Here is a 21142-nt window from a genome sequence, read left to right as displayed (position 1 = left end):
GGTCCGAACGGGCCATGCCTGATGGCCCGGACGGTCCACCTGCCGATAGGTTGCGCCTATGACCGCGCAGCAAACGGCCACCGTCAGCGCCGGCCGGGGTGAGCCCCTCGTCGTGCTGAAGGGCGTCCAGAAGCACTTCGGACAGCTCCACGCACTCCGCGACATCGACCTCACCGTCAAGCGCGGTGAGGTGGTCGTCGTGATCGGCCCGTCCGGATCCGGCAAGTCCACGCTGTGCCGCACGATCAACCGGCTCGAGACCATCGACGAGGGCACGATCACCCTCGACGGCCAGGACCTGCCCCAGGAGGGCAAGGCGCTCGCGGCGCTGCGCGCCGAGGTCGGCATGGTCTTCCAGAGCTTCAACCTCTTCGCGCACAAGACGATCCTCGAGAACGTGACCCTCGGTCCGACCAAGGTGCGCGGCATGGGCAAGGCCGCGGCCGAGCAGAAGGCCCGCGAGCTGCTCGAGCGCGTCGGCGTCGAGCACCAGGCCAACAAGTACCCCGCGCAGCTCTCCGGCGGCCAGCAGCAGCGCGTGGCCATCGCCCGCGCCCTGGCCATGGAGCCGAAGGTGATGCTCTTCGACGAGCCCACCTCCGCGCTCGACCCGGAGATGATCAAGGAGGTCCTCGACGTCATGGTCGACCTCGCCGAGCAGGGCATGACGATGATCGTCGTCACCCACGAGATGGGCTTCGCCCGCACGGCCGCCGACCGCGTCGTGTTCATGGCCGACGGCGCGATCGTGGAGGAGAACACCCCCGAGGAGTTCTTCACCAACCCGAGCTCGGACCGCGCGAAGGACTTCCTGGGCAAGATCCTCAAGCACTGAGGCCCACTTCCATCCCCCCGCAGCTCCACACCCGGAACCCACCGACGGCCTCGGGCCGCGAACCGAAGGAGAACAACGCATGAGATTCATCAGGACGAAGGCGGTCATCGCCACGGCGGGACTCGCCCTGTCGCTGGCAGCCTGCGGCGACGCCGGCGATGACACCGAGGGCGCCGAGGTCGAGGTGACCGAGAACGCGGCCGACAACTTCGACGACGGCACCCGGATGAAGGAGCTTGCCGAGGACGGCAAGATCAAGATCGGCGTCAAGTACGACCAGCCCGGCCTCGGCTTCAAGGACGCCGCCTCCGACGTGCCCACCGGGTTCGACGTGGAGATGGCGAAGGTGCTCGCCGCGAGCCTGGGCATCGACCCGGAGACGGACGTCGAGTGGGTCGAGACGATCTCCGACAACCGCGAGCCCTTCCTCGAGGACAACACCGTCGACCTCGTGCTGGCGTCGTACTCCATCACCGACGAGCGCCGCCAGGTCGTGGGCCAGGCCGGCCCCTACCTCGTCACCGGCCAGCAGCTGCTCGTGAAGGCCGACAGCGACATCGACGACGTCGCCGACGTCAAGGGCAAGGAGGTGTGCTCGGTCACCGGGTCCACCTCGCTCGACAACATCGAGGCCGAGGGCGCCAAGCCGGTCGGCTTCGACACCTACTCCGAGTGCGTGGAGAAGGTCCTCGACGGCACCGTCGAGGCCATGACGACCGACGGCACCATCCTCGCCGGCTACGCCGCGCAGAACGAGGGCGAGCTCAAGGTCGTCGGCGACGAGTTCTCCGAGGAGCGCATCGGCGTCGGCTACTCCCAGGACTACCCCGAGATGTGCCAGTGGATCGTCGACACGATCACCGAGGCCTACGACGACGGCAAGTACGAGGAGGCGTTCAACGCCACCCTCGGCCCCTCGGGCGTCGAGGTGCCCGAGCTGCCGGAGATGGACTCCTGCGAGTAGTACCCACCTGACCGGATCCCGGGCCCGCCGTCCTCGGCGGGCCCGGGGCCGTGTCCCCCACCCGGACCCGCGCAGGGGCCGGGCCCGACCGAGAGAGGAGTGGCGTGAACGCCGTCCTGGACAACTTCGACCTGGTGCTGAGGGCCTTCGGCTACACGGTCTTCCTCTTCCTGGTCTCCGCCGTGCTCTCGCTCGCGCTCGGCACGCTGCTCGCCGCCATGCGCGTGGGCCCGGTCTCGGTGCTGCGCATCTTCGGCACGGCCTACGTCACCCTCGTGCGCAACACCCCGCTGGTCATGATCTTCCTGTTCTTCCAGCTCGGCGCCGGCAAGATCTTCGACGCCCTCCGCTTCACCTGGGTCGACATCCACATCGGCCCCTTCGACTTCACCTCGTTCTTCAGCGCCGCGGTCGCCGCCCTCAGCCTCTACACCGCGGCCTTCGTGTGCGAGGCCATCCGCTCCGGCGTCAACGCGGTGCCCCTCGGGCAGGCCGAGGCCGCCCGCGCGATCGGCCTGCCCTTCACAGGCGTGATGAGCCAGGTGGTGCTGCCCCAGGCGATCCGCGCCTCGGTGCCGCCCCTGGCCAGCACCCTCATCGCCCTGCTCAAGAACACCTCGGTCGCCGGCGTCTTCGGCGTGATCGAGGCGGTGGGCCGGATGAAGGGCTTCACCAACGACTACGCCGACCAGCGCTGGGGCATCTTCATCGCCTTCGCGATCGGCTACATCATCCTCGTCGAGATCATCTCCGCCATCTCCACGATGCTCGAGCGCCGTTGGAAGGTGGCCTGACATGAGTGCCGAGGTCCTCTTCGACGCCCCCGGGCCCGCGACCCGCAAGCGCCACCGTGCCTACAGCGTCGCGTCCGCCGTCGCGCTCGTGGCTGCGCTCGCCTTCGTGGTCTACCGGCTGCAGGTCACCGGCCAGCTCGAGTACGACAAGTGGGAGCCGTTCCTCACCCCTCGCTACATCGAGGCGATCCTGGTCGACGGCCTGCTGATCACGCTCCAGATGGCCTTCAGCGCCGTCATCGGCGCCGTCGTCTTCGGCGTGCTCTTCGGCGTCGGCAAGCTGTCCGACCACGGCTGGGTGCGCTGGCCGTGCTGGGTCGTCGTGGAGTTCTTCCGCGCGGTGCCGGTCATCATGCTGATGATCTTCTGCTTCTACGCGATCTTCGGCGGCATGGACGAGCTCAGCCGCCGCACCTACTGGTCGGTCGTGCTCGCGCTCACGCTCTACAACGGCGCCGTGCTCGCCGAGGTCTTCCGCGCCGGCATCAACGCCGTGCCCAAGGGCCAGGCGGAGGCGGCGTACGCCATCGGCATGCGCAAGACGCAGGTCATGACGATCGTGCTGCTGCCGCAGGCGGTCAAGATCATGATCCCGGCGATCATCAGCCAGATGGTGGTGGCCCTCAAGGACACCAGCCTCGGCTACGCCGTGGCCGGCCTCGGCCTCACCCGCATCGCCAAGCCGATCTACCAGAGCTTCGCCAACCACGTGCCGACGATCATCGTCATCACGGCGATCTACGTGATCGTCAACCTGCTGCTGACGTGGCTGGCCACCTGGCTCCAGCGCAAGTTCGTCGGCGAGAAGAAGGTCCTCGAGGTGAGCATGGTGGGCGAGTCGACGGCCGACGCCAGGCCACCCGCCTGAGGGCCCGTTCCTCCGGTCGGCGCCACGCCTGCGCCACGCTGTCCGTCGGCTCAGGCGCGGCGCGCGGTGATCACGCGGACGTTGCCGTCGTCGTCAGCGACGGGCTCGACGGCGTCCCAGCCGGGCAGGCGGGGGATCCGCTTGCTCCAGTAGGGCCCCTGGCCGAGCCCGATCTCGAAGCAGAGCCAGCCGCCCGGGCGCAGCCAGTCGGGCGCCTCCTGCACCAGCCGGCTCACGATCGACATCCCGAGGCTCCCGCCGTCGAAGGCCATCCGCGGCTCGTGCTCGGAGATCTCGGCGGCCATCTCGCCGACGCGCGCCGAGGAGATGTAGGGCGGGTTGCACACCAGCACGTCGACCCGGCCCCGCAGCCCGGACGGGAGCGCGTCGAAGAGGTCACCCTCGTGCACGGACACCCGGTCGGCGACGCCCGCGAAGACCATGTTGGCCCGCGCCAGGCCGACGGCGGCCGTCGAGAGGTCGGCGGCGTGCAGCGTGGCCCCCGGCGCCGCCACCGCGACCACGGCGGCGAGGTTGCCCGCGCCGGTGCAGAGGTCGATGACGAGCGACCCGTCGGTGGCGCGGACGAGGTCGAGCGCGGTGCGGCCGAGGATCTCGGTCTCGACCCGGGGCACCAGAGCCTCCGGGCCGGCGAGCAGCTCGAGCCCCATGAAGCCCTGCCGTCCGGTCAGGTGGCCCAGCGGCGAGCCGGCGACCCGCCTCTCCACCAGCGCGGCCAGGAGGCGCTCGCCCTCGTCGCCCAGGCGGGCCAGGGGACGCCGGACGGCTGCGGTCACCGACAGCGGCGTCCCGGCGGCCACGGCCCACAGGGCCCGCAGCGTCGACTCGGGGGTCTCCTCCGGATGGTCCGGGAGGATCGCGGCGTCGGCCTCGAGCCGGGCGAGGTGGTGGTCGTAGAGCGCCGGTCGCTCGCCGGCGCCGGTGGCGGGCTCGGTTGCGGTGCTGGTTGCGGTGCTGGTTGCGGTGCCGGTTGCGGTGCTGGTCATGCGGCGTCCCCTTGCGTCAGGAGGTCGAGGAATCGGGCGGCGAGCACGGCGGAGCCGGTCGCGTTGAGGTGCTGCCGGTCGGCGTCGGCCCACCCGAGGGCCAGGGAGGTGAGCCGGGTGCCGTCTGCGTCGGTGCTCTCGACGGCGGCGATGTCGAAGAGGTCGTCGCCGGCGTACGCGTCGCGGACGAGGGCGTTGAAACGCTCGCGGGCGGCGTTGTCGTCGCCCCGCACGAGCACCGCGAGGCGCTGCCGGATGCCGGACGGCGCGGCGGTGAGGGGCACGGTCGCGTGGACGAGCCGGACGTCGGGGTAGTCGCGCTGGAGGGCGTCGAGCGTGTCGCGGTAGGCCGCGAACAGCTGCTCGACGTCGGTGTCCGCGGTCACGTCGGTGTAGCAGAGCTTGACCAGCGCGACGTCGACCTCGTCAGCGAGGCCGGCGCGCATGGCGTCGTCGAAGTTGGCGAGCTTGCCGAGCGGGTCGCCGTTGGTGCCGATCTCGGCGTGGACCACCGCGCCACGGCCCTGCGGGAGGTCGGGGGCGGGGTCGCCGACCGAGACCTGGACGACGTCGGGCCCCGGGACGCCCGCGGCGGCGTAGAGCCGGTCGAGGCCGCCGAGCAGGTTCCAGCCGATCGACATGTGGGCGATGAACACGCGCTGGTCCGCGGCGTCGGCGAGCTCCGCGGGCGCGACCGTGGGTGCCGCGGTGTCGGGCGTCGGCTCGGGCTCGCGCGGCCCCCAGAAGCGGACCAGCACGACCGCACCGACGGCGACGACGAGCGCAGCCGCGAGCAGCACCCGCCCGGCGGCGCGTGCCCCGCTCCTCCTGCGCTCCCTCAGCACCCGCCCACGGTAGGGACGGCACGCACCCGCGGGAGGCGCACGGCGTCGAGGTGCCCCGATTCTGGGGACACCGCCTCAGCCGCGCTGGAGCACCTCGACGCGGTTGCCGTGGCCGTCGTGGGTGTGGAGGCGGACGTGGCCCGGGAAGGAGTCGCGCTCGCGCTCGTCGACCACGAAGCCGAGCCGGCGCAGCCGCGCGGCGACCTCGGCCAGGTCGTCGACGACGAAGGCCGGGTGAGCCTTGCGCGCCGGCGCGAAGGGGGCCTCGACGCCGACGTGCAGCTCGGCCGCCACCTCGCCCGCGTCGTCGTACGCCCGGAACCAGCACCCGCCCCGGGCGACGAGGTCGGCCGGCTTGTCGACCTCGGTCATGCCGAGCGCGTCGCCGTAGAACCGGCGCGCCGACTCCTCCCCACCGGGCGGGCACGCGACCTGCACGTGGTGCAGGCGCATCAGACCAGCACTCCCGGCGACTTGCGCGCGACCACGAAGATGCGCCGGAACGGCAGGATGACGCGACCGGAGGCGTCGGCGGGGTAGGCGGCGCGCAGCAGCGCCTTGAACTCGTCCTCGAAGTGCGGGCGCAGGTCGTCGGGCAGCGCGAGCAGCGTCGGCCGGGCGCCGGTGCCCGACACCCAGTCGAAGACCGGGTCGGGGCCGGTGAGGACGTGGAGGTAGGTCGTCTCCCACGCGTCGACCTCGCAGCCGAGGTCGAGCAGCACGCGGGCGTAGTCGTCGGGGTCGTGGCTGGCCGGCACCCGGACGCCGCGCACGTGCTCGGCGTAGGGCGCCCGCGCGGCGAGGTCGGCGCGCATCGTGTGGCTGGGCTCGTCGAAGTTGCCGGGCACCTGGAAGGCGAGCCACCCGCCCGGCTGCACGCGGTCGAGCAGGCCGGGCAGCAGCTCGAGGTGGTCGGGGATCCACTGGAGCGTGGCGTTGGAGACGAGCACGTCGATCGGCTCGCGCAGCGCCAGCGGGTCGGGCTCGGCCCAGTCGCGGAGGTCGCCGATCTCCCACTCGATGCCCTCGACGGAGCGGGCGGCCGCGATCATCTCCGGGCTGCTGTCGACGCCGGTGACGCGGGCGGTGGGCCACCGGTCGGCCAGCAGGGCGGTGAGGTTGCCCGGGCCGCAGCCGAGGTCGACGACGACGCGGGGGTTCTCCGCGGGCACCCGGGCGAGCAGGTCGACGAACGGCCTGCCGCGCTCGTCGGCGTACGCCAGGTAGCGGTCGGGGTCCCAGGTGTGGCTCATGTCGTCTCCTCCTCGCGCGAACACCGAGTGGTCCGGTGGCGAGCGGGTCGCCCACACGCGTGCGCTGACCTCATACCCGCCGGACCACCCGGCTAACATATCTTGATGTCGAGATAAGTGCACTGTGGCCAGAAACAGTCTCGATGTCAAGATTCTCGACCGATCTGGCACGATGTCTCCATGCGTGACGAGGTGGACGACCTGGTCGAGGCGTGGGGCCGCGAGCGCGGCGACCTCGACCTCGCACCCGTCGAGGTCTTCTCGCGCATCAGCCGGCTGGCGCGCCACCTCGACCTGGCCCGCCGCGACGCGTTCACCGCCCACGGCATCGAGTCGTGGGAGTTCGACGTGCTGGCCGCGCTGCGCCGCGCCGGCCAGCCGTACGAGCTCTCCCCCGGCAGGCTGCTGCGCGAGACGCTCGTGACCAGCGGCACGATGACCAACCGGGTCGACCGGCTGGCCGCCCGCGGCCTGGTGGAGCGGCTCCCCGACCCGCACGACCGGCGGGGCGTGCTGGTGCGGCTGACCGCCGACGGCAAGGCCGCGGTCGACGGCGCGTTCGAGGCGTTGCTCGCGGCCGAGGCCGACCTGATGTCGGACCTGTCCGACCGCGACCGCACCGAGCTCGCCGCGCTGCTGCGCTCGCTGCTCGCGCCCTTCAGCTGAGCCCTACTCCACGACCTCGGAGGCCTCGAGCCACTCCAGCTCCAGCTCCTCCTTCTCGGCGGCGAGCTCGCTGAGCTGCCCGCCGACGCGGGCGAGCAGGTCGTAGTCGGAGAGGTTGGCCTCCATCTCGGCGTGCAGCTCGGCCTCCCGAGCGGCGATGCGCTCGAGCTGCTTCTCCACCCGGGCCAGCACCTTGCGGGCGGCGCGGTCCTCGGCGGAGCCGGGCCTGGCCTTGGTGGCGTCGGCGCCTGCCGAGCCCGCCGATCCCGACGCCGGCGCCCCGGCTCCCGAGGCCGGTGCGTCATGCGAAGGCGTACCCATGGGTGCCGGTCCGGATGACGCAGCGCCGGGACCGGGCGCAGCAGCGGGACCGGAGGCGTACGAGGAGGCGGAGGAGGGCCCGACCGACGGGGCGGCCGGGAGGGCCGCGCGGCGCTCGAGGTACTCCTCGACCCCGCGGGGCAGCATCGAGACCTGCCCGTCGCCGAGCAGCGCCCAGATCGAGTCGGTGACGCGCTCGAGGAAGTAGCGGTCGTGGGAGACCACGACGAGCGTGCCGGGCCAGGAGTCGAGAAAGTCCTCGAGGACGTTGAGGGTGTCGATGTCGAGGTCGTTGGTCGGCTCGTCGAGGAGCAGCACGTTGGGCTCGCTCAGCAGCAGCTTGAGCAGCTGGAAGCGTCGCCGCTCCCCACCCGACAGGTCGCCGAGCCGCGCGGTCAGCCGGTCGCCGGTGAAGCCGAAGCGCTCGAGCAGCGAGGTGGCGGTGACCTCCTGACCGTCGAGGGTCTTGGTGACGCGGCGGATCGACTCGACGGTCGGCAGCACCCTCGCCTCGGGGTCGATCTCGTCGAGCGCCTGGGTGAGGTGCTGCATCTGCACCGTGCGGCCGTGCTTGACCCGGCCCACGTCGGGGGCGAGGGTGCCCGAGATGAGCGAGAGCAGCGAGGTCTTGCCCGCGCCGTTGACGCCCACGATGCCCACCCGGTCGCCGGGGCCGATGCGCCACGTGGCGTGCTCGAGCAGCCGCCGCTCGCCGCGGGAGAGGTCGACGTCCTCGATGTCGATGACGTCCTTGCCGAGCCGCTGGCTGGCGAAGCGCTGCAGCTCGATGCGGTCGCGCGGCGGGGGCACGTCGTCGATGAGGGCGTTGGCCGCCTCGATGCGGAACTTCGGCTTCGACGTACGCGCGGGGGCGCCGCGGCGCAGCCAGGCGAGCTCCTTGCGGGCGAGGTTGAGCCGCCGCGTCTCGGTGGCGGCCGCCTGCCGCTGGCGCTCGGCCTTGGCCAGCACGTAGGCCGCGTAGCCGCCCTCGTAGGCGTCGACCGCGCCGTCGTGGACCTCCCACGTGGTCTGGCACACCGCGTCGAGGAACCACCGGTCGTGGGTCACGACGATCAGCGCGGACGGCAGCTGGACGAGGTGCCCGGCCAGCCAGGCGACGGCCTCGACGTCGAGGTGGTTGGTCGGCTCGTCGAGGACGATCAGGTCGTGGCGCGAGAGCAGCAGGGCGGCCAGGGCGCACCGGCGGCGCTCGCCGCCGGACAGGCCGACCACGGCGCGGTCGAGGGTGACGCCGGCGAGCAGCTCCTCGACGACCTCGCGGGTGGTGGAGTCGGCCGCCCACTCGTGGTCCTGGCGGCCGCCGAGCACCGCCTCGCGGACGGTGTGGGTGTCGACGAGCTCGTCGCCCTGGTGGAGGTAGCCGATCTCGATGCCCCGGGTGCGCGAGACGCGTCCGGAGTCGGGCTCCTCGAGGCCGGTCATCACCTCGAGCAGGGTCGTCTTGCCGTCGCCGTTGCGGCCGACGACGCCGACGCGCTCGCCCACCGAGATGCCGAGCGAGACGTTGTCGAGCAGGGGCCGTACGCCGTAGGACTTCGAGACGCGCTCGAGGTTGATCAGGTTCGCCATGTCCGGGCGATCCTCTCAGGTGCACCCCACTCGGCACGGATCGGCGCACGTCCCCCTCACGAGCGCTGCCTGAGGGAGCGCTGCGTGAGGGGGACGGCCCGTCGGCGTCACGAGTCGGAGTGACCGCCGTCCGCGGAGGATCCCTCAGCCAGGGTCGGCGCGGACGTGCCGTTGGCGCCGGAGTACTTCTGGATCAGCGACTCGACGTCGAGGCCGGTGGTGGCCTTGAGCATCTCCATGGTCTGCACGAGGTTGTTGGTCACCTGCTTGGGCAGCTCGCCGGCGCCGTCGGCCGAGATGACGGTGAGCTTGTCGATGTTGCCCATCGGGCGGGCCAGCTCGGCGGCCACCTTGGGCATCACCTCGATGAGCATCTGGAGCACGGCGGCCTCGTTGTAGCCGGCGAAGGCGGCGGCCTTCTTGTCCATCGCCTCGGCCTCGGCTTGGCCGGCGGCCAGGATGGTGGCGGCCTGGGCCTCGCCCTCGGCACGGAGCGCGTCCGCCTCGGCGACACGGCGGGCCTTCTCGGCCTCACCGCGCTTGGCGCCCTCGATGGCCTCGGCCTCGGCGAGCGCCGAACGACGCGACTTCTCGCCCTCACCGGTCAGGCGGGCCTTCTCGGCCTCGGCCTCGGCGTTGGCGATCGACGAGGCCTTGCGGGCCTCGGCCTCGAGGATGGCGGAGGCGCGACGACCCTGTGCCTCGGTCTCGACGCGGTAGCGCTCGGCGTCGGCGGGCTTGCGGACCTCGGTGTCGAGCTGGCGCTCCTTGAGCGCCGCCTGGTGGACCGCGACCTTCTCCTGTTCGAGCAGCACGGCCTGGTCGCGGTCGGCCTGGGCGAGCGGACCGGCGGCCGCGGCCTGGGCGTTGGCGGCGTCGGTCTCGGCCTTGATCTCGGCGTTCTTGAGGGCCAGGGCGCGCTGGGTGACCGCGATCTCCTGCTCGGCGGCGATGCGCGCCTGCTCGGCGGCCTGGCGGGCGTTGGCCTCGGCGATGGAGGCGAGCTGGTTGAGCTTGGCGGCCTCGGGACGCCCGAGGTCGGCGAGGTAGGAGCCGTCGTCGGTGATGTCCTGGATCTGGAAGGTGTCGAGCACCAGGCCCTGGCCGGTCAGCGAGGACTCCGACTCCTCGGCGACGCGCTGGGCGAAGGCGGCGCGGTCGCGGATGATCTGCTCGACCGACATCGAGCCGACGATCGAGCGCAGCGCACCGGCGAGGACCTCCTGGGTGAAGGTCTCGATCTCGCCCTGCTGGCTGAGGAAGCGCTGACCCGCGGCGCGGATCGAGTCCTCGTTGCCGCCGACCTTGACCAGCGCGACGCCGTCGAGGTTGAGCTTGATGCCCTGACCGGACACCGCGCCACGGATCTGCACCGAGATCCGGCGCGAGGACAGGTCGAGGGTCGCGAGACGCTGCACGAACGGGATGACGAACACGCCCCCGCCCATGACGACCTTCTGGCCGGACAGGTCGGTGGAGATCTCACCCGTCTCGGGGTTGCGCACCTCCCCCTTGCCCTTGCGTCCGGTGACGATGAACGACTCGTTGGGCCCGGCCACCTTGTAGCGCGTGGTGACGAGCAGCGCCAGCAGCACGAGGAGGACGACGAGGCCGATCGCCGCGGCGACGACCGGGGACAGTCCGAACATGGGCAGTGCTCCTAAGAGGGGCGTGGGGTGGGCGGGTTCAGGGAAGGAAGAGCGGCTCGACCTGGACGGCCGTGGGCGAGATGACCTGGGTGACGCTGACCTGGGTGCCGGCTGGCACGGCGACGCTCGAGCGGGCGTTGAGGCGGGTGATGTGGCCGCCGACGCTCAGCGACACGACACCGAAGCCGCCCTCGGGGATCGCGCTGACCACCTGGCCGATCCGCTCGAGCATGTCGGAGGTGCGCACCGAGTCACCCTCGCCGTCGCCGTGGAGGAAGTGCGACGCCCGCGCGGCAAGCCAGCCGAGCAGGACGCCGAGCACGAGGCCGATGACGACCGCGAGCGACGTCGACCCGGTCGTCTCGAGCGCGATCGCGCCGCCGAAGCCGAGGGCGCCGAGGAAGCCGGCGAGGGCCTCGGTCGAGAAGAGGCCCGCGCTGAGGCCCTCGAGCGCGCCGTCGAGGACGTCGCCGAGGACGAGCGCCACGAGCAGCAGCAGCACACCGACCGCGCCCACCACCAGGAACACGCTCACGATGCCTCCCCCCAGGCGATCAGTGCGACGTCGTCGACGCCGCGCACAACATAGCGACATGCTTCCCCGCCCGCAGCGGTTCATGCCACCCGGTCAGGACCCCATTCGTGGACCTACCGCTGGTCCCACCCGACGTCGTGCGTGCTGACGGCGTGCGCGCCCGCGACGGGGCCGACGGCGCTCAGCACGACGTCGTACGACGCGGACAGCGCGGCGAGCACCTCCATGGAGCCCTCCTGGGAGTCGCAGAGGAAGACGCAGGTGGGGCCGGAGCCGCTGACCATGCCGCGCAGGGCGCCCTCGGCCTCGCCGCGGTCGATCAGGTCGCCGAGCTCGGGGCGCAGGTCGACGGCCGGCTCCTGGAGGTCGTTGTGCAGTGCGCGCGCCAGCCGGACGGGCTCGCCGCTGGCCAGGGCGGCGAGCAGCTCGGCCGGCTCGGCGGGCTGCGCGGGCGCGTCGGGGTGGAGCCGGTCGAAGTGCCGGTAGACCTCCGGGGTGGAGAGGCCGACGGCGGCCGGGACGACGACCCACCACCAGGTGCCGTGGTCGACGATCGGCTCGACCACCTGGCCCCGGTCGCGGCCACGCGCCGTTCCCCCCACCAGCGAGAAGGGGACGTCGCTGCCGAGCCGGGCGGCCTGGGCGAGGAGCACGTCGTCGGGCTGGCGCAGGTCGTGCAGCCGGTCGTGCGCGAGCAGCGCGGCCGCCGCGTCGGCGGAGCCGCCGGCCATGCCGCCGGCGACGGGGATCTGCTTGGCGATCTCCACGAGGTGGGCTCCCCCGCACGGTGCCTCGCCCAGCGCCCGCAGCGCGATGTTGGTGGCGTCGGTCGGCACCCCGGCCACGTCGACGTAGGACGAGCCGACGACGGACAGCGAGTCCTCGGGGGCCTCGGAGACCGTGACGTCGTCGTAGAGCGAGATCGCCTGGTAGACGGTGTCGAGCGGGTGGAAGCCGTCCTCGCGCGGCGCGCCGACGCCGAGGTGGAGGTTGATCTTCGCGGCCGCCCGGACGGTGATGCTCACTCCGCCGCCCGGTCCCGGGTGGCCGCCAGCCCTTCGGCGATCCGGGCGAAGTCGCCCACGTCGAGCACCTCGCCGCGCGCGGTGGGATCGACACCGGCCGCCTCGAGCGCGGCGGTCGCCGCCTCGGCCGAGCCGGCCAGTCCGCGCAGCGCGGCGCGCACCTGCTTGCGGCGCTGGGCGAAGGCGGCGTCGACGACGGCGAAGACCTGCTCGCGGGTGGCGGTCGTGCGCGGCGGGTCCTGCCGGGTCCACGCGACGAGCCCGGAGTCGACGTTCGGAGCAGGCCAGAAGACGTTGCGGCCGATCGTGCCGGCACGGCGCACGTCGGCGAACCAGGCGGCCTTCACGCTCGGCACGCCGTAGGTCTTCGACCCCGGCGGCGCGGCGAGGCGGTCGGCGACCTCGGCCTGCACCATCACCAGGCCCCGCTCCAGCGAGGGCAGCAGGGTGAGGAGGTGGAGCAGGACCGGCACCGAGACGTTGTACGGCAGGTTGGCCACCAGGGCCGTCGGCGGCGGCCCGGGCACCGACTCCACCCGCATCGCGTCGGCCAGCACGACCTCGAAGCGGTCGGCCTGGCCGGGGGCGTACGCCGCGATGGTGGCGGGCAGCCGCTCGGCGAGCAGCGGGTCGACCTCGATGGCGATCACCCGGCGGGCGACCGCGAGCAGCGCCAGGGTGAGCGAGCCCAGGCCCGGGCCGACCTCGACGACGACGTCGTCGTCGGTGATGGCGGACTCGCGGACGATGCGGCGCACCGTGTTGGCGTCGATGACGAAGTTCTGGCCCCGCTGCTTGGTGGGGCGCAGGTCGAGCTCCGCGGCCAGCTGACGCACCTCGGCCGGCCCGAGGAGCCTCGGGCCGGCCGGGTTCGTGGTCATGATCGCGAAGCCTAGTGGGGTGTCCCCGGTCAGCGCGGCAGGCCCAGCTTGGCCGAGCAGCCCGGCCACGAGCCGTAGCCGCCGGTGGCGTCGCGCAGGCGCGTGGCCACCGCGATCTGGGTCTCGCGGGAGGCCTGGTGCGGGTAGCCGGTGCCGCCGTAGGCGCGCCACGTACCGAGGTTGAACTGCAGGCCCCCGTAGTAGCCGTTGCCCGTGTTGATGGCCCAGTTGCCGCCCGACTCGCACTGCGCGAGCGAGTCCCACACGGTGCTGCCGCCGGCGAAGTTGGCGACCAGCTCCTCGGGCTCCTCCTTGGTGCCGACCCGGACGATCCGCGGCAGGGCCTTCACCTTCACGTCGGCCTTGACGACCGTGCGGGCCCGGAGCTCGCCGTTGACGAAGCGCAGGCGGTAGGTGACGTTGCGGACGCCGTCGCGACCGGCGCGCACGACCTCCTGCTCGCCCTCGAGCATCGAGGAGTCCTCGCGCTCGACGACCGGGGCGTCGACCACCTCGCGGGCGACCTTCTTGGTGACCACGCGGATGTCGGTGACGACAATCTTGTCGCCGTCGGCGATCTCGGTCCTCAGCGAGGGACGCACCTTGTCGTGCTTGTCGATCTCGAAGCCGGCGGTGTCGAGCACGTCGGCGACCGTCATCGCGGCCATCTTGTGCTTCCTCAGCTGCTTGGCGCCCAGCTTGAGGTGCACCACCTTGGGGGTGACCACCTCGAGGGCGAGTCCGCCGCGACCGATCGAGGAGCTGCGGCTGGCCGACAGGTCGGCGCCGGCGAACCGGCGCCCGATCTCACCGAGGGCGCTGGCGACGTTGGTCGAGTTCACCCAGTAGGTGTGCTCGGTGCCGTCGACCGAGAGCTCGAGCGGGCGCCCGAACTGCACGGCGATGGCCGAGCCGTCGCTCACGGGCTCGTCGACCGCTGGAGCGACCAGGTCCTTGTCGGTGAGCTCGACACCCTCGGCCTCCAGGACGTCGCCGACGGTGCCGCCGATGGCGGTGACCTGCCGGGTCTCCCCGTCGAGGGTGAGGGTCACGTCCTTGGTGAGGGCTGCGTAGCCGACCGTCGTTCCTCCGACGGCTGCCACGACGAGCGCCCCGAGGGTCGCCAGGACGGTCTTGGACCTGCTGAGCTGCGCGAGACGAGAGCGCACGATTCTCCGAACGTCGTTCTGTCCGGGCCTCGGGGGCAGCACCCCCCGGTCCGAGCGTGCGCGGCATCCACGAGGAAATGACCGTGGGGAGACGTGCGACGTGCGAGCGGGGGTCTCGCAGAACCGGCCCGATCCGGTCCTCGTGCTGCCGAACATCGCTCCCGATCCCGGCCAACAATCACAAGACGATAACGACGACGGACGATGACGCAAACTCCTGAGGGGAGATTTCCGGGGAGACCCTGCACACGTCCACCCGTGGGAAGGGGCCGCTCGCCGGTCGTCGGAGCCCGCTACCAGGGCCCCCCGAAGGCCGCCTCGGTGGTGGCGTCGATCGCCCGGCAGAGGTCCGCCAGGTCGGCCTGCAGCACCTCGGCCATCGCCCGCACGGTGTGCGGGACCAGGTAGGACGCGTTGGGTCGTCCGCGCCACGGCGTCGGGGTCAGGTAGGGCGCGTCGGTCTCCACCAGCACCCGGTCGAGCGGCGTGATCGCCAGCGCCTCGCGCAGCGGGGCGGCGTTCTTGAACGTCACCGTGCCCGCATAGCTGAGGTACGCACCGCGGTCGAGGCACCGGCGCGCGAAGGAGGCGTCGCCGGAGAAGCAGTGCATCACCCAGCGATCGGGTGCACCCTCGTCGTCGAGGACGCGGAGCACGTCGTCGTGGGCGTCGCGGTCGTGGATGACCAGCGTCTTGTCGAGCCGCTTGGCGAGGTCGATGTGGCGGCGGAAGCTCTCCTCCTGCGCGGCGCGGCCCTCGTCACCCGTGCGGAAGGTGTCGAGCCCGGTCTCGCCGACGGCGCGCACCTTGGCGTGCGACTGGGCGAGCCGCTCGATCTCGGCCAGCGCCTCCTCCAGCCGCCCGGCCTCGGCGAGGCGGGGCGCCTCGTTGGGGTGCAGCGCGACACCGGCGACCAGGGCGTCGTGCTCGGCCGCCGCCGCCACGGCCCAGCGGGCGCCCGGGAGGTCGCAGCCGATCTGCACGATCCGCGGCACCCCCACGGCCGCAGCCGCCGAGATGGCGTCGGCGGTGTCGAGCCAGTCGCCGTCGGCGATGTCGAGGTGGCAGTGGTTGTCGACGACCGGGTGCGGCAGCGGCTCCGGCGCGGGCGGGCGCTCGCGGTCGCGTCGGGCTCCCGACCGCTCCTCGGTGGCCGCCCGGCTGCGGGTCGGTCCCTGCTCGGTCCCGTGCTCACCGGTGGACAACGTCGTACACCTCCCGCTTGGGCAGCCCGGCCCGACGGGCGACCTCGGCGATCGCCTCCTTGCGGGTCGAGCCGGAGGCCTCCAGGCCCGCCACGGCCGCGCGGAGCGAGCCGGGGTCGGTGTCGACGGCGGGGGCGCCGCTGGAGCCCTGCACCACGATCGTCACCTCGCCGCGCACGCCGTCGGTGGCCCAGGCGGCCAGCTCGGCCAGCGGACCCCGGCGCACCTCCTCGTGCGTCTTGGTGAGCTCGCGGCACACCGCGGCGGGGCGCTCGTCGCCCAGCGCGTCGGCCATCGCGACCAGCGCGGCCTCGGTGCGGTGCGGCGCCTCGAAGAAGACCATCGTCCGCTCCTCGGCGGCCAGGGCGGCCAGGCGGCGCCCGCGCTCCCCGGCCTTGCGGGGCAGGAAGCCCTCGAAGCAGAACCGGTCGACCGGCAGGCCGCTGACGGCGAGGGCCGTGAGCACCGCGCTGGGTCCGGGCACCGCCGTGACGCGTATGTCGTGCTCGACCGCGGCCGCGACCAGCCGGTAGCCGGGGTCGGAGACGCTCGGCATCCCTGCGTCGGTGACCAGCACGACCCGCTCGCCGGCGAGCAGCGCCTCCAGCAGGACGGGGGTCCGTGCCTGCTCGTTGCCCTCGAAGTAGGACACCACCCGTCCGCCCGGCGTGATGCCCAGGTCGGCACAGAGCCGCTTGAGCCGCCGGGTGTCCTCGGCGGCGACCACGTCGGCCCCGGACAGCTCCGCCGCCAGCCGGGGCGGTGCGTCGCCGGCCTGCCCGATCGGGGTGCCCGCGAGGACCAGGACGCCAGTCAAGCGGGGTCCCCGCGGCGTTGTTCGGAGGAGCGAAGCGGAGGAGAAGAACGTCGGGGGGTGCTCATGGGTTCACCGTAGATGCTCGCCGCCGGGGTGCCCCTCCCGGCTCCGGCGCGGCCGGCCACGACGCGGCTGCGCCCGGCCGTGCGTACGCCGGGGGCCTCTCCCGGCTCTGGCTAGAGTGCCTCGCGTGACTCCGACAGCCGCCGAGCGGAATCGCCCGCGCTGGCGCTCGGAGGACCCGGTGCTCGGGTGGGCCGGCGCGCTCTGCCTGGCTGCCCTCGCCTTCTTCCTGCGGCGCTGGCACCTCGGCACGCCGCACTCGTTCGCCTTCGACGAGACCTACTACGCCAAGGACGCGTGGTCGCTGCTCAACCACGGCTACGTGCGCGACTACGTCGAGGACGCCGACAAGACGATCCTCAACGGCAGCCTCACCGGGCTGTTCGAGGACGGCCCGTCGATGATCGTGCACCCCGAGGTCGGCAAGTGGCTGATCGCCGCGGGGATCAAGGTCTTCGGGATGGACCCCACCGGCTGGCGCACGGCGTCGGCGGTCGTGGGCGCGCTCATGGTGCTGCTGATGTGCCGGTTCGTCCGTCGCGTCACCGGCTCCACCGTGCTGGGCCTGGTCGGCGGGCTGCTGCTCTCGATCGACGGCCTGCAGCTGGTGCTGTCACGGCTGGCGCTGCTCGACATCTTCCTGGCGTTCTTCACCCTCTGCGGCGTGCACTGCGTGGTCGCGGACCGCCAGTGGCGGCGCGACCGGCTGGCGTCCGGCGCCGGCCGTCGCGGGCTCTTCTGGTGGCGTCCGTGGCTGGTCGCCGGGGGCGTCGCGTTCGGGCTCGCCTGCGGCACCAAGTGGTCTGCCGTCTATAGCCTCGCCGTCTTCGGCCTGCTCGCCTGGCTGTGGAGCGCCGGCGCGCGCCGGGCGTTCGGCCAGCGCCGGCCGCTGCTGCGCTCGGTCGTCCTCGACGGCATCCCAGCGTTCGTCGCCCTCGTCGGCGTCGCGCTGGCGACGTACGTCGCGTCGTGGACGGGCTGGCTGATCCACGCCGACGCCTACGAGGAGGCGTTCAGCAACACGCAGTACACGGCCTACGGCGGCGGCGAGCCGTGGCCGACGGCGAGCGAGCCCGACGCCGAGGGGCTGGGCGAGGTGGCCCAGTCGCTGCGCTCGCTGTGGTCCTACCACCAGGACGTCTACACGTTCCACAGCCACTTCCTCGACGACTCCACCCACGTCTACGCCTCCAAGCCGTCGACCTGGCTGGTGATGGGCCGCCCGGTCGGCGTCGACGCCCAGACCGACATCCAGCCGGGGTCGCAGGGGTGCGAGGCGCCGTCCGGCTCGAGCTGCATCCGCCAGGTCCTGCTGATCGGCAACCCGGTGATCTGGTGGGGCGGCTGCCTGGCCATGGTCGCCTCGCTTCTGCTGTGGATCGGCGCGCGCGACTGGCGCCACGGTGTCGCCGTCGCCGGCCTCGCGGGCACCTGGCTGCCGTGGTTCGCCTTCGACGACAGGCCCATCTTCTTCTTCTACGCGATCACCGCGCTGCCCTTCCTGGTGCTCTCGATCGTGCTCGCGATGGGCCACCTCATCGGCACCTCCGACGTCCCGACGCCGCGACGCACCTTCGGCGTGGTGGTGGCGGGCAGCTACACCGTGCTCGCCCTCATCGCGTTCGCGTGGTTCTGGCCGATCTGGACCGACGTCCTGCTGACGAAGTCGGAGTGGGACGCCCGCATCTGGTTCCTGCGCTGGATCTGACCCACGCCGGCTCGCAACCCGGCACGAAGTGTCGAGGTTCTCTCAAGATGACCCGCACTTCGGCGTGCGCCCATTTCCTTTCTGCTCGCGCCGGATGACGATGGGGCGTCCCGAGCTGTCGGGATGTCGACGCGAGGGAGGGTGCGCTGCGATGGACTCCACGATGATCCACGTGTGCCTGGAGACCGAGGGAGCGCCGACGGGCGACGGTCACGAGATCGGCGCACGCTGGGTGTGCTCGTGCAGTGACAACTTCGTCTACCGCGAGGGCTTCAACCGCGCCGGACACAGCTGCGTCCAGTGGTGGCCCGCACCCGCGATCCCGCAGCCGCGCCGGTCGGTGCGTCGCGGACTGCTCTTCGGCCCGCGCAAGGGCTGACGCCCGCAGGGTCACACCACTCCCCCGGGGGCCGCTCGGGCTGCCGTCTCCAGGCGCCCGTCACAGGGCTGCCGTCACCAGGCGCCGGGGAACCGCGCCGACCCGGCGATCGCGAACAGCGAGACCACCAGCGAGACGGCGACGGCGATCAGCGCCGCTTCCCCCATCCACCGCCGACCGGGCACCGCCACCAGCACCAGGCCGGCGACCCCGACGACGGCCGGCAGCACCCAGAACGACAGGACGGGCGAGAACAGCCCGGCCAGCACCGCCAGCCCCACGCCGACGGCGACCGCCCAGACCAGCGGCACCGGTCGCGGTCCGCGCGGCAGGCCGACCTCGGTGACATGACCCGACGCCGGCAGCTGGTCGGGGGCCAGCACCCGCAGCAGCAGGGTGATCGTCGCCGGGTCGGTCACCACGACCACGTCGCGGAAGCGGTCGGCGACCGCGTGGCGTCGTACGACCTCGTCGAGGCGGTGCCCGCGGTCCACGTCGGGGAAGCGCACCGGTGCGAGCAGCACCTCGGGACGGGCGGCGCGACCGAGCGCCTGGACGACGCGCTTGCCCTCGATCGTCGGGGCGGTGACGACGGTGGCGGAGGAACCGAGACCGGACCGCACGCGCGCGAGCTCGTCGGCGTCGGCCTGCGTGCTGACCACGAGGATCCGCTGGTAGTCGGTCACGCTCAGACGGTAGTCCGCCCGTTCCACGATCGGCGTCGCGGCGGCAGACTGTCCCCGAGTCCCCGATCCCTCTGGAGCAGACCATGCCCGTCACCCGAGGTTTCCACCGCCGCCGTCCCGAGCCGGAGCGCGGCCGGCTGCCACCGGGGCAGTACGACACCGGGTCGTCGTGGCCGGTGCTGAGCGCCGAGGCCACGCCGCACCAGCCGGCGGAGACGTGGACGCTGAGCGTCGACGGCCTGGTCGAGTCGCCGCGCACGTGGACCTGGTCGGAGCTGCACGCCTTCCCCGGGTCGACGTTCTTCGGCGACATCCACTGTGTCACCACCTGGTCGAAGTTCGACACCACCTTCAGCGGCGTCAGCGTCGACGACCTCCTCGGGGTCGCGAGGCCGGAGGACTCGGCCGGCTACGTCATGGCGCACTCGGTCACCGGCTACACCACCAACCTGCCGCTGGCCGACGTCACCGGCGGCAAGGCGTGGGTGGTGTGGAGCTTCGACGGCGAGCCGCTCCCCCGGCAGCACGGCGGGCCGTTGCGGCTGCTGGTGCCGCACCTCTACTTCTGGAAGTCGGCCAAGTGGCTCTCCCGCCTCGAGCTGATGGCCGAGGACCGGCCGGGCTTCTGGGAGCAGAACGGCTACCACGACCGCGGCGACCCGTGGCTCGAGCAGCGCTACCAGGGCGACTGACGTGGTCCCGGCACCGCTGGCGGCCTGGACCGACGGCCGCATCATCGACAAGGACATGCCCACGCCGAGCACGGTGCGGCTGCGGATGCACGTCGACGGGCGGCCCCGCCACCTGCCCGGGCAGCACTACCTGGTGCGGCTGCGTGCCCCCGACGGCTACACCGCCCAGCGGTCGTACTCGCTGGCCTCCGACACCGACGACCCGCTCCTCGAGCTGCTCATCGAGCGGCAGCCGGGGGGCGAGGTCTCGGAGTTCCTCGCCGACGTCGCCGAGGTGGGCGACGTGCTGGAGCTCCGCGGGCCGATCGGTCGCTGGTTCGTCTGGGACACCGAGACCCCCATCCTGTGCCTCGTCGGCGGCACCGGGGTGGTGCCAGCCGTCGCGATGGCGCGCACGGCACGACGGCTGGGCCGCACCGACCTGCTGCGCATCGCCGCGGTGGGCCGCAGCCGTGAGGAGCTCCCCTACGCCGCCGAGCTCGAGCGGCACGGCGCCACGATGGCCTGGACCCGCGCCGACGTCGACGGCCGGCCCGCCGGACCGTTCACGGTCGAGGAGCTCACCCCCCTGCTGGAGGGGGTCGAGCTCGGCTTCGTGTGCGGCTCGGCCCGGTTCGCGGCGTACGCCGAGGAGCTGCTCGTCGCGTGCGGCCTCGCCCCCGGCGCGATCCGGGTGGAGCGCTTCGGGCCCACGGGCGACGACCCGTCCTGAGCCGGGGGACGCGACGCCCGCCCCGACCCTGCCTCCGGGGCTGCCTCCTGGGGCGTCCGCGTCCCGACTCGAGCGGTCACATGCCCGCTCAACCACCCGGATCCGTGTGTCCCAGCGGGGACGAGGGTGTCCTAGTTGTCCCAGGCCGGCCTCCGGGGGTCCGCGTCCCGACTCGAGCGGTCACATGCCCGCTCAACCACCCGGATCTGGGTGTCCCAGCGGGGACGAGGGTGTCCTAGCCGCCGCGGCCCCACGGGTCGGCGCACGTCAGCGTGGGAGGCGGAGACCGCCTGGGTGGGGAGCGGTGCCTTGGACAGGTTCCACTCCACCCCCAGTGGCCTTCGCCTCCACGCTCGTGCTGATCGTGTCGTCACACGATCTCGACCAACGTGCCTGGACATCACAGCTGATATGTAGGCACCTGCTGTCAAGGGCAGGTTGAGGCGCCCGTCCCACTGATGGTGGGGCGGGCGCCTCG

At 72.6% G+C, this 21142-nt stretch carries 22 protein-coding genes; 9 read left to right on the top strand and 13 right to left on the bottom strand.

Annotated elements, in window-relative coordinates; all coding sequences use genetic code 11:
- The first annotated feature begins 58 nt into the window (after positions 1–58).
- From AC4H2S_RS18590 to AC4H2S_RS18575, 4 genes are all read left to right on the top strand, one after another.
- Entirely contained in the window at positions 59–835 is a 777-nt protein-coding gene (locus tag AC4H2S_RS18590) for an amino acid ABC transporter ATP-binding protein (RefSeq protein WP_491498467.1), read from the top strand.
- 79 nt (positions 836–914) lie between these two features.
- Positions 915–1799 carry a glutamate ABC transporter substrate-binding protein gene (locus AC4H2S_RS18585; protein ID WP_491498466.1) on the top strand — a complete coding sequence of 295 codons (885 nt, stop codon included), beginning with the start codon at positions 915–917 and terminating at the stop codon, positions 1797–1799.
- 104 nt (positions 1800–1903) lie between these two features.
- Positions 1904–2593: an amino acid ABC transporter permease gene (locus AC4H2S_RS18580; RefSeq protein ID WP_491498465.1), complete on the top strand. Its 690-nt coding sequence runs from the start codon at positions 1904–1906 to the stop codon at positions 2591–2593.
- 1 nt (position 2594) lies between these two features.
- Positions 2595–3461 carry an amino acid ABC transporter permease gene (locus tag AC4H2S_RS18575; RefSeq protein WP_491498464.1) on the top strand — a complete coding sequence of 289 codons (867 nt, stop codon included), beginning with the start codon at positions 2595–2597 and terminating at the stop codon, positions 3459–3461.
- Between the two features lie 50 nt (positions 3462–3511).
- Here the strand turns inward: AC4H2S_RS18575 and AC4H2S_RS18570 are convergent, their stop codons facing one another.
- The 4 genes from AC4H2S_RS18570 to AC4H2S_RS18555 form a co-directional block, all read right to left on the bottom strand.
- Complete coding sequence (locus AC4H2S_RS18570; protein WP_491498463.1) at positions 3512–4468, bottom strand: N5-glutamine methyltransferase family protein; 957 nt, start codon at positions 4466–4468, stop codon at positions 3512–3514.
- Complete coding sequence (locus AC4H2S_RS18565; RefSeq protein ID WP_491498462.1) at positions 4465–5313, bottom strand: SGNH/GDSL hydrolase family protein; 849 nt, start codon at positions 5311–5313, stop codon at positions 4465–4467. Before AC4H2S_RS18565 ends, AC4H2S_RS18570 begins: the two co-directional genes overlap by 4 nt.
- Positions 5314–5388: 75 nt before the next feature.
- Positions 5389–5766 carry a VOC family protein gene (locus AC4H2S_RS18560; RefSeq protein ID WP_491498461.1) on the bottom strand — a complete coding sequence of 126 codons (378 nt, stop codon included), beginning with the start codon at positions 5764–5766 and terminating at the stop codon, positions 5389–5391.
- Positions 5766–6566, bottom strand: coding sequence for a trans-aconitate 2-methyltransferase (locus AC4H2S_RS18555; RefSeq protein WP_491498460.1), 801 nt, complete (start codon positions 6564–6566; stop codon positions 5766–5768). Before AC4H2S_RS18555 ends, AC4H2S_RS18560 begins: the two co-directional genes overlap by 1 nt.
- A 180-nt stretch (positions 6567–6746) precedes the next feature.
- Here AC4H2S_RS18555 and AC4H2S_RS18550 point away from each other — a divergent pair, with 180 nt between their 5' ends.
- The gene (locus AC4H2S_RS18550) at positions 6747–7232 is read left to right on the top strand and encodes a MarR family winged helix-turn-helix transcriptional regulator (RefSeq protein ID WP_491498459.1); all 486 of its coding nucleotides are present in this window, start codon (positions 6747–6749) and stop codon (positions 7230–7232) included.
- Positions 7233–7235: 3 nt separating this feature from the next.
- On the opposite strand, the gene AC4H2S_RS18545 is transcribed toward AC4H2S_RS18550, so the two are convergent.
- The 8 genes from AC4H2S_RS18545 to rsmI form a co-directional block, all read right to left on the bottom strand.
- Positions 7236–9143, bottom strand: a complete 1908-nt coding sequence (locus AC4H2S_RS18545; RefSeq protein ID WP_491498458.1) for an ABC-F family ATP-binding cassette domain-containing protein — start codon at positions 9141–9143, stop codon at positions 7236–7238.
- Between the two features lie 107 nt (positions 9144–9250).
- Entirely contained in the window at positions 9251–10792 is a 1542-nt protein-coding gene (locus tag AC4H2S_RS18540; RefSeq protein ID WP_491498457.1) for a flotillin family protein, read from the bottom strand.
- Between the two features lie 37 nt (positions 10793–10829).
- A complete protein-coding gene (locus tag AC4H2S_RS18535) occupies positions 10830–11327 on the bottom strand; it encodes an NfeD C-terminal domain-containing protein (RefSeq protein ID WP_491498456.1) in 498 nt (165 codons plus the stop codon).
- Between the two features lie 113 nt (positions 11328–11440).
- The gene (locus AC4H2S_RS18530; protein WP_491498455.1) at positions 11441–12352 is read right to left on the bottom strand and encodes a 4-(cytidine 5'-diphospho)-2-C-methyl-D-erythritol kinase; all 912 of its coding nucleotides are present in this window, start codon (positions 12350–12352) and stop codon (positions 11441–11443) included.
- Positions 12349–13233, bottom strand: a complete 885-nt coding sequence (rsmA, locus tag AC4H2S_RS18525; RefSeq protein WP_491498454.1) for a 16S rRNA (adenine(1518)-N(6)/adenine(1519)-N(6))-dimethyltransferase RsmA — start codon at positions 13231–13233, stop codon at positions 12349–12351. The genes AC4H2S_RS18530 and rsmA overlap by 4 nt, the downstream gene beginning before the upstream one ends.
- Before the next feature lie 29 nt (positions 13234–13262).
- Entirely contained in the window at positions 13263–14402 is a 1140-nt protein-coding gene (locus AC4H2S_RS18520) for a resuscitation-promoting factor (protein WP_491498453.1), read from the bottom strand.
- Between the two features lie 293 nt (positions 14403–14695).
- A complete protein-coding gene (locus tag AC4H2S_RS18515; RefSeq protein ID WP_491498452.1) occupies positions 14696–15607 on the bottom strand; it encodes a TatD family hydrolase in 912 nt (303 codons plus the stop codon).
- Entirely contained in the window at positions 15594–16424 is an 831-nt protein-coding gene (gene rsmI, locus AC4H2S_RS18510; protein ID WP_491498451.1) for a 16S rRNA (cytidine(1402)-2'-O)-methyltransferase, read from the bottom strand. The genes AC4H2S_RS18515 and rsmI overlap by 14 nt, the downstream gene beginning before the upstream one ends.
- 190 nt (positions 16425–16614) lie before the next feature.
- Here rsmI and AC4H2S_RS18505 point away from each other — a divergent pair, with 190 nt between their 5' ends.
- Both AC4H2S_RS18505 and AC4H2S_RS18500 read left to right on the top strand, forming a co-directional pair.
- Positions 16615–18195: a dolichyl-phosphate-mannose--protein mannosyltransferase gene (locus AC4H2S_RS18505; RefSeq protein WP_491498450.1), complete on the top strand. Its 1581-nt coding sequence runs from the start codon at positions 16615–16617 to the stop codon at positions 18193–18195.
- Between the two features lie 151 nt (positions 18196–18346).
- Positions 18347–18574 carry a hypothetical protein gene (locus AC4H2S_RS18500; RefSeq protein WP_491498449.1) on the top strand — a complete coding sequence of 76 codons (228 nt, stop codon included), beginning with the start codon at positions 18347–18349 and terminating at the stop codon, positions 18572–18574.
- 74 nt (positions 18575–18648) lie between these two features.
- On the opposite strand, the gene AC4H2S_RS18495 is transcribed toward AC4H2S_RS18500, so the two are convergent.
- Positions 18649–19260 carry a hypothetical protein gene (locus AC4H2S_RS18495; protein WP_491498448.1) on the bottom strand — a complete coding sequence of 204 codons (612 nt, stop codon included), beginning with the start codon at positions 19258–19260 and terminating at the stop codon, positions 18649–18651.
- Between the two features lie 83 nt (positions 19261–19343).
- On the opposite strand from AC4H2S_RS18495, the gene AC4H2S_RS18490 reads away from it, so the two are divergent.
- Together AC4H2S_RS18490 and AC4H2S_RS18485 are read left to right on the top strand one after the other, a co-directional pair.
- Entirely contained in the window at positions 19344–19952 is a 609-nt protein-coding gene (locus AC4H2S_RS18490) for a sulfite oxidase-like oxidoreductase (protein ID WP_491498447.1), read from the top strand.
- A gap of 1 nt (position 19953) precedes the next feature.
- Positions 19954–20664, top strand: coding sequence for an FAD-binding oxidoreductase (locus AC4H2S_RS18485; RefSeq protein ID WP_491498446.1), 711 nt, complete (start codon positions 19954–19956; stop codon positions 20662–20664).
- Positions 20665–21142: the final 478 nt, after the last annotated feature.

This window comes from Nocardioides sp. Z13_37, from assembly GCF_058355585.1.
Note: the sequence above shows the minus strand (reverse complement) of the source record. Positions and strands in the feature narration are given on the sequence as shown.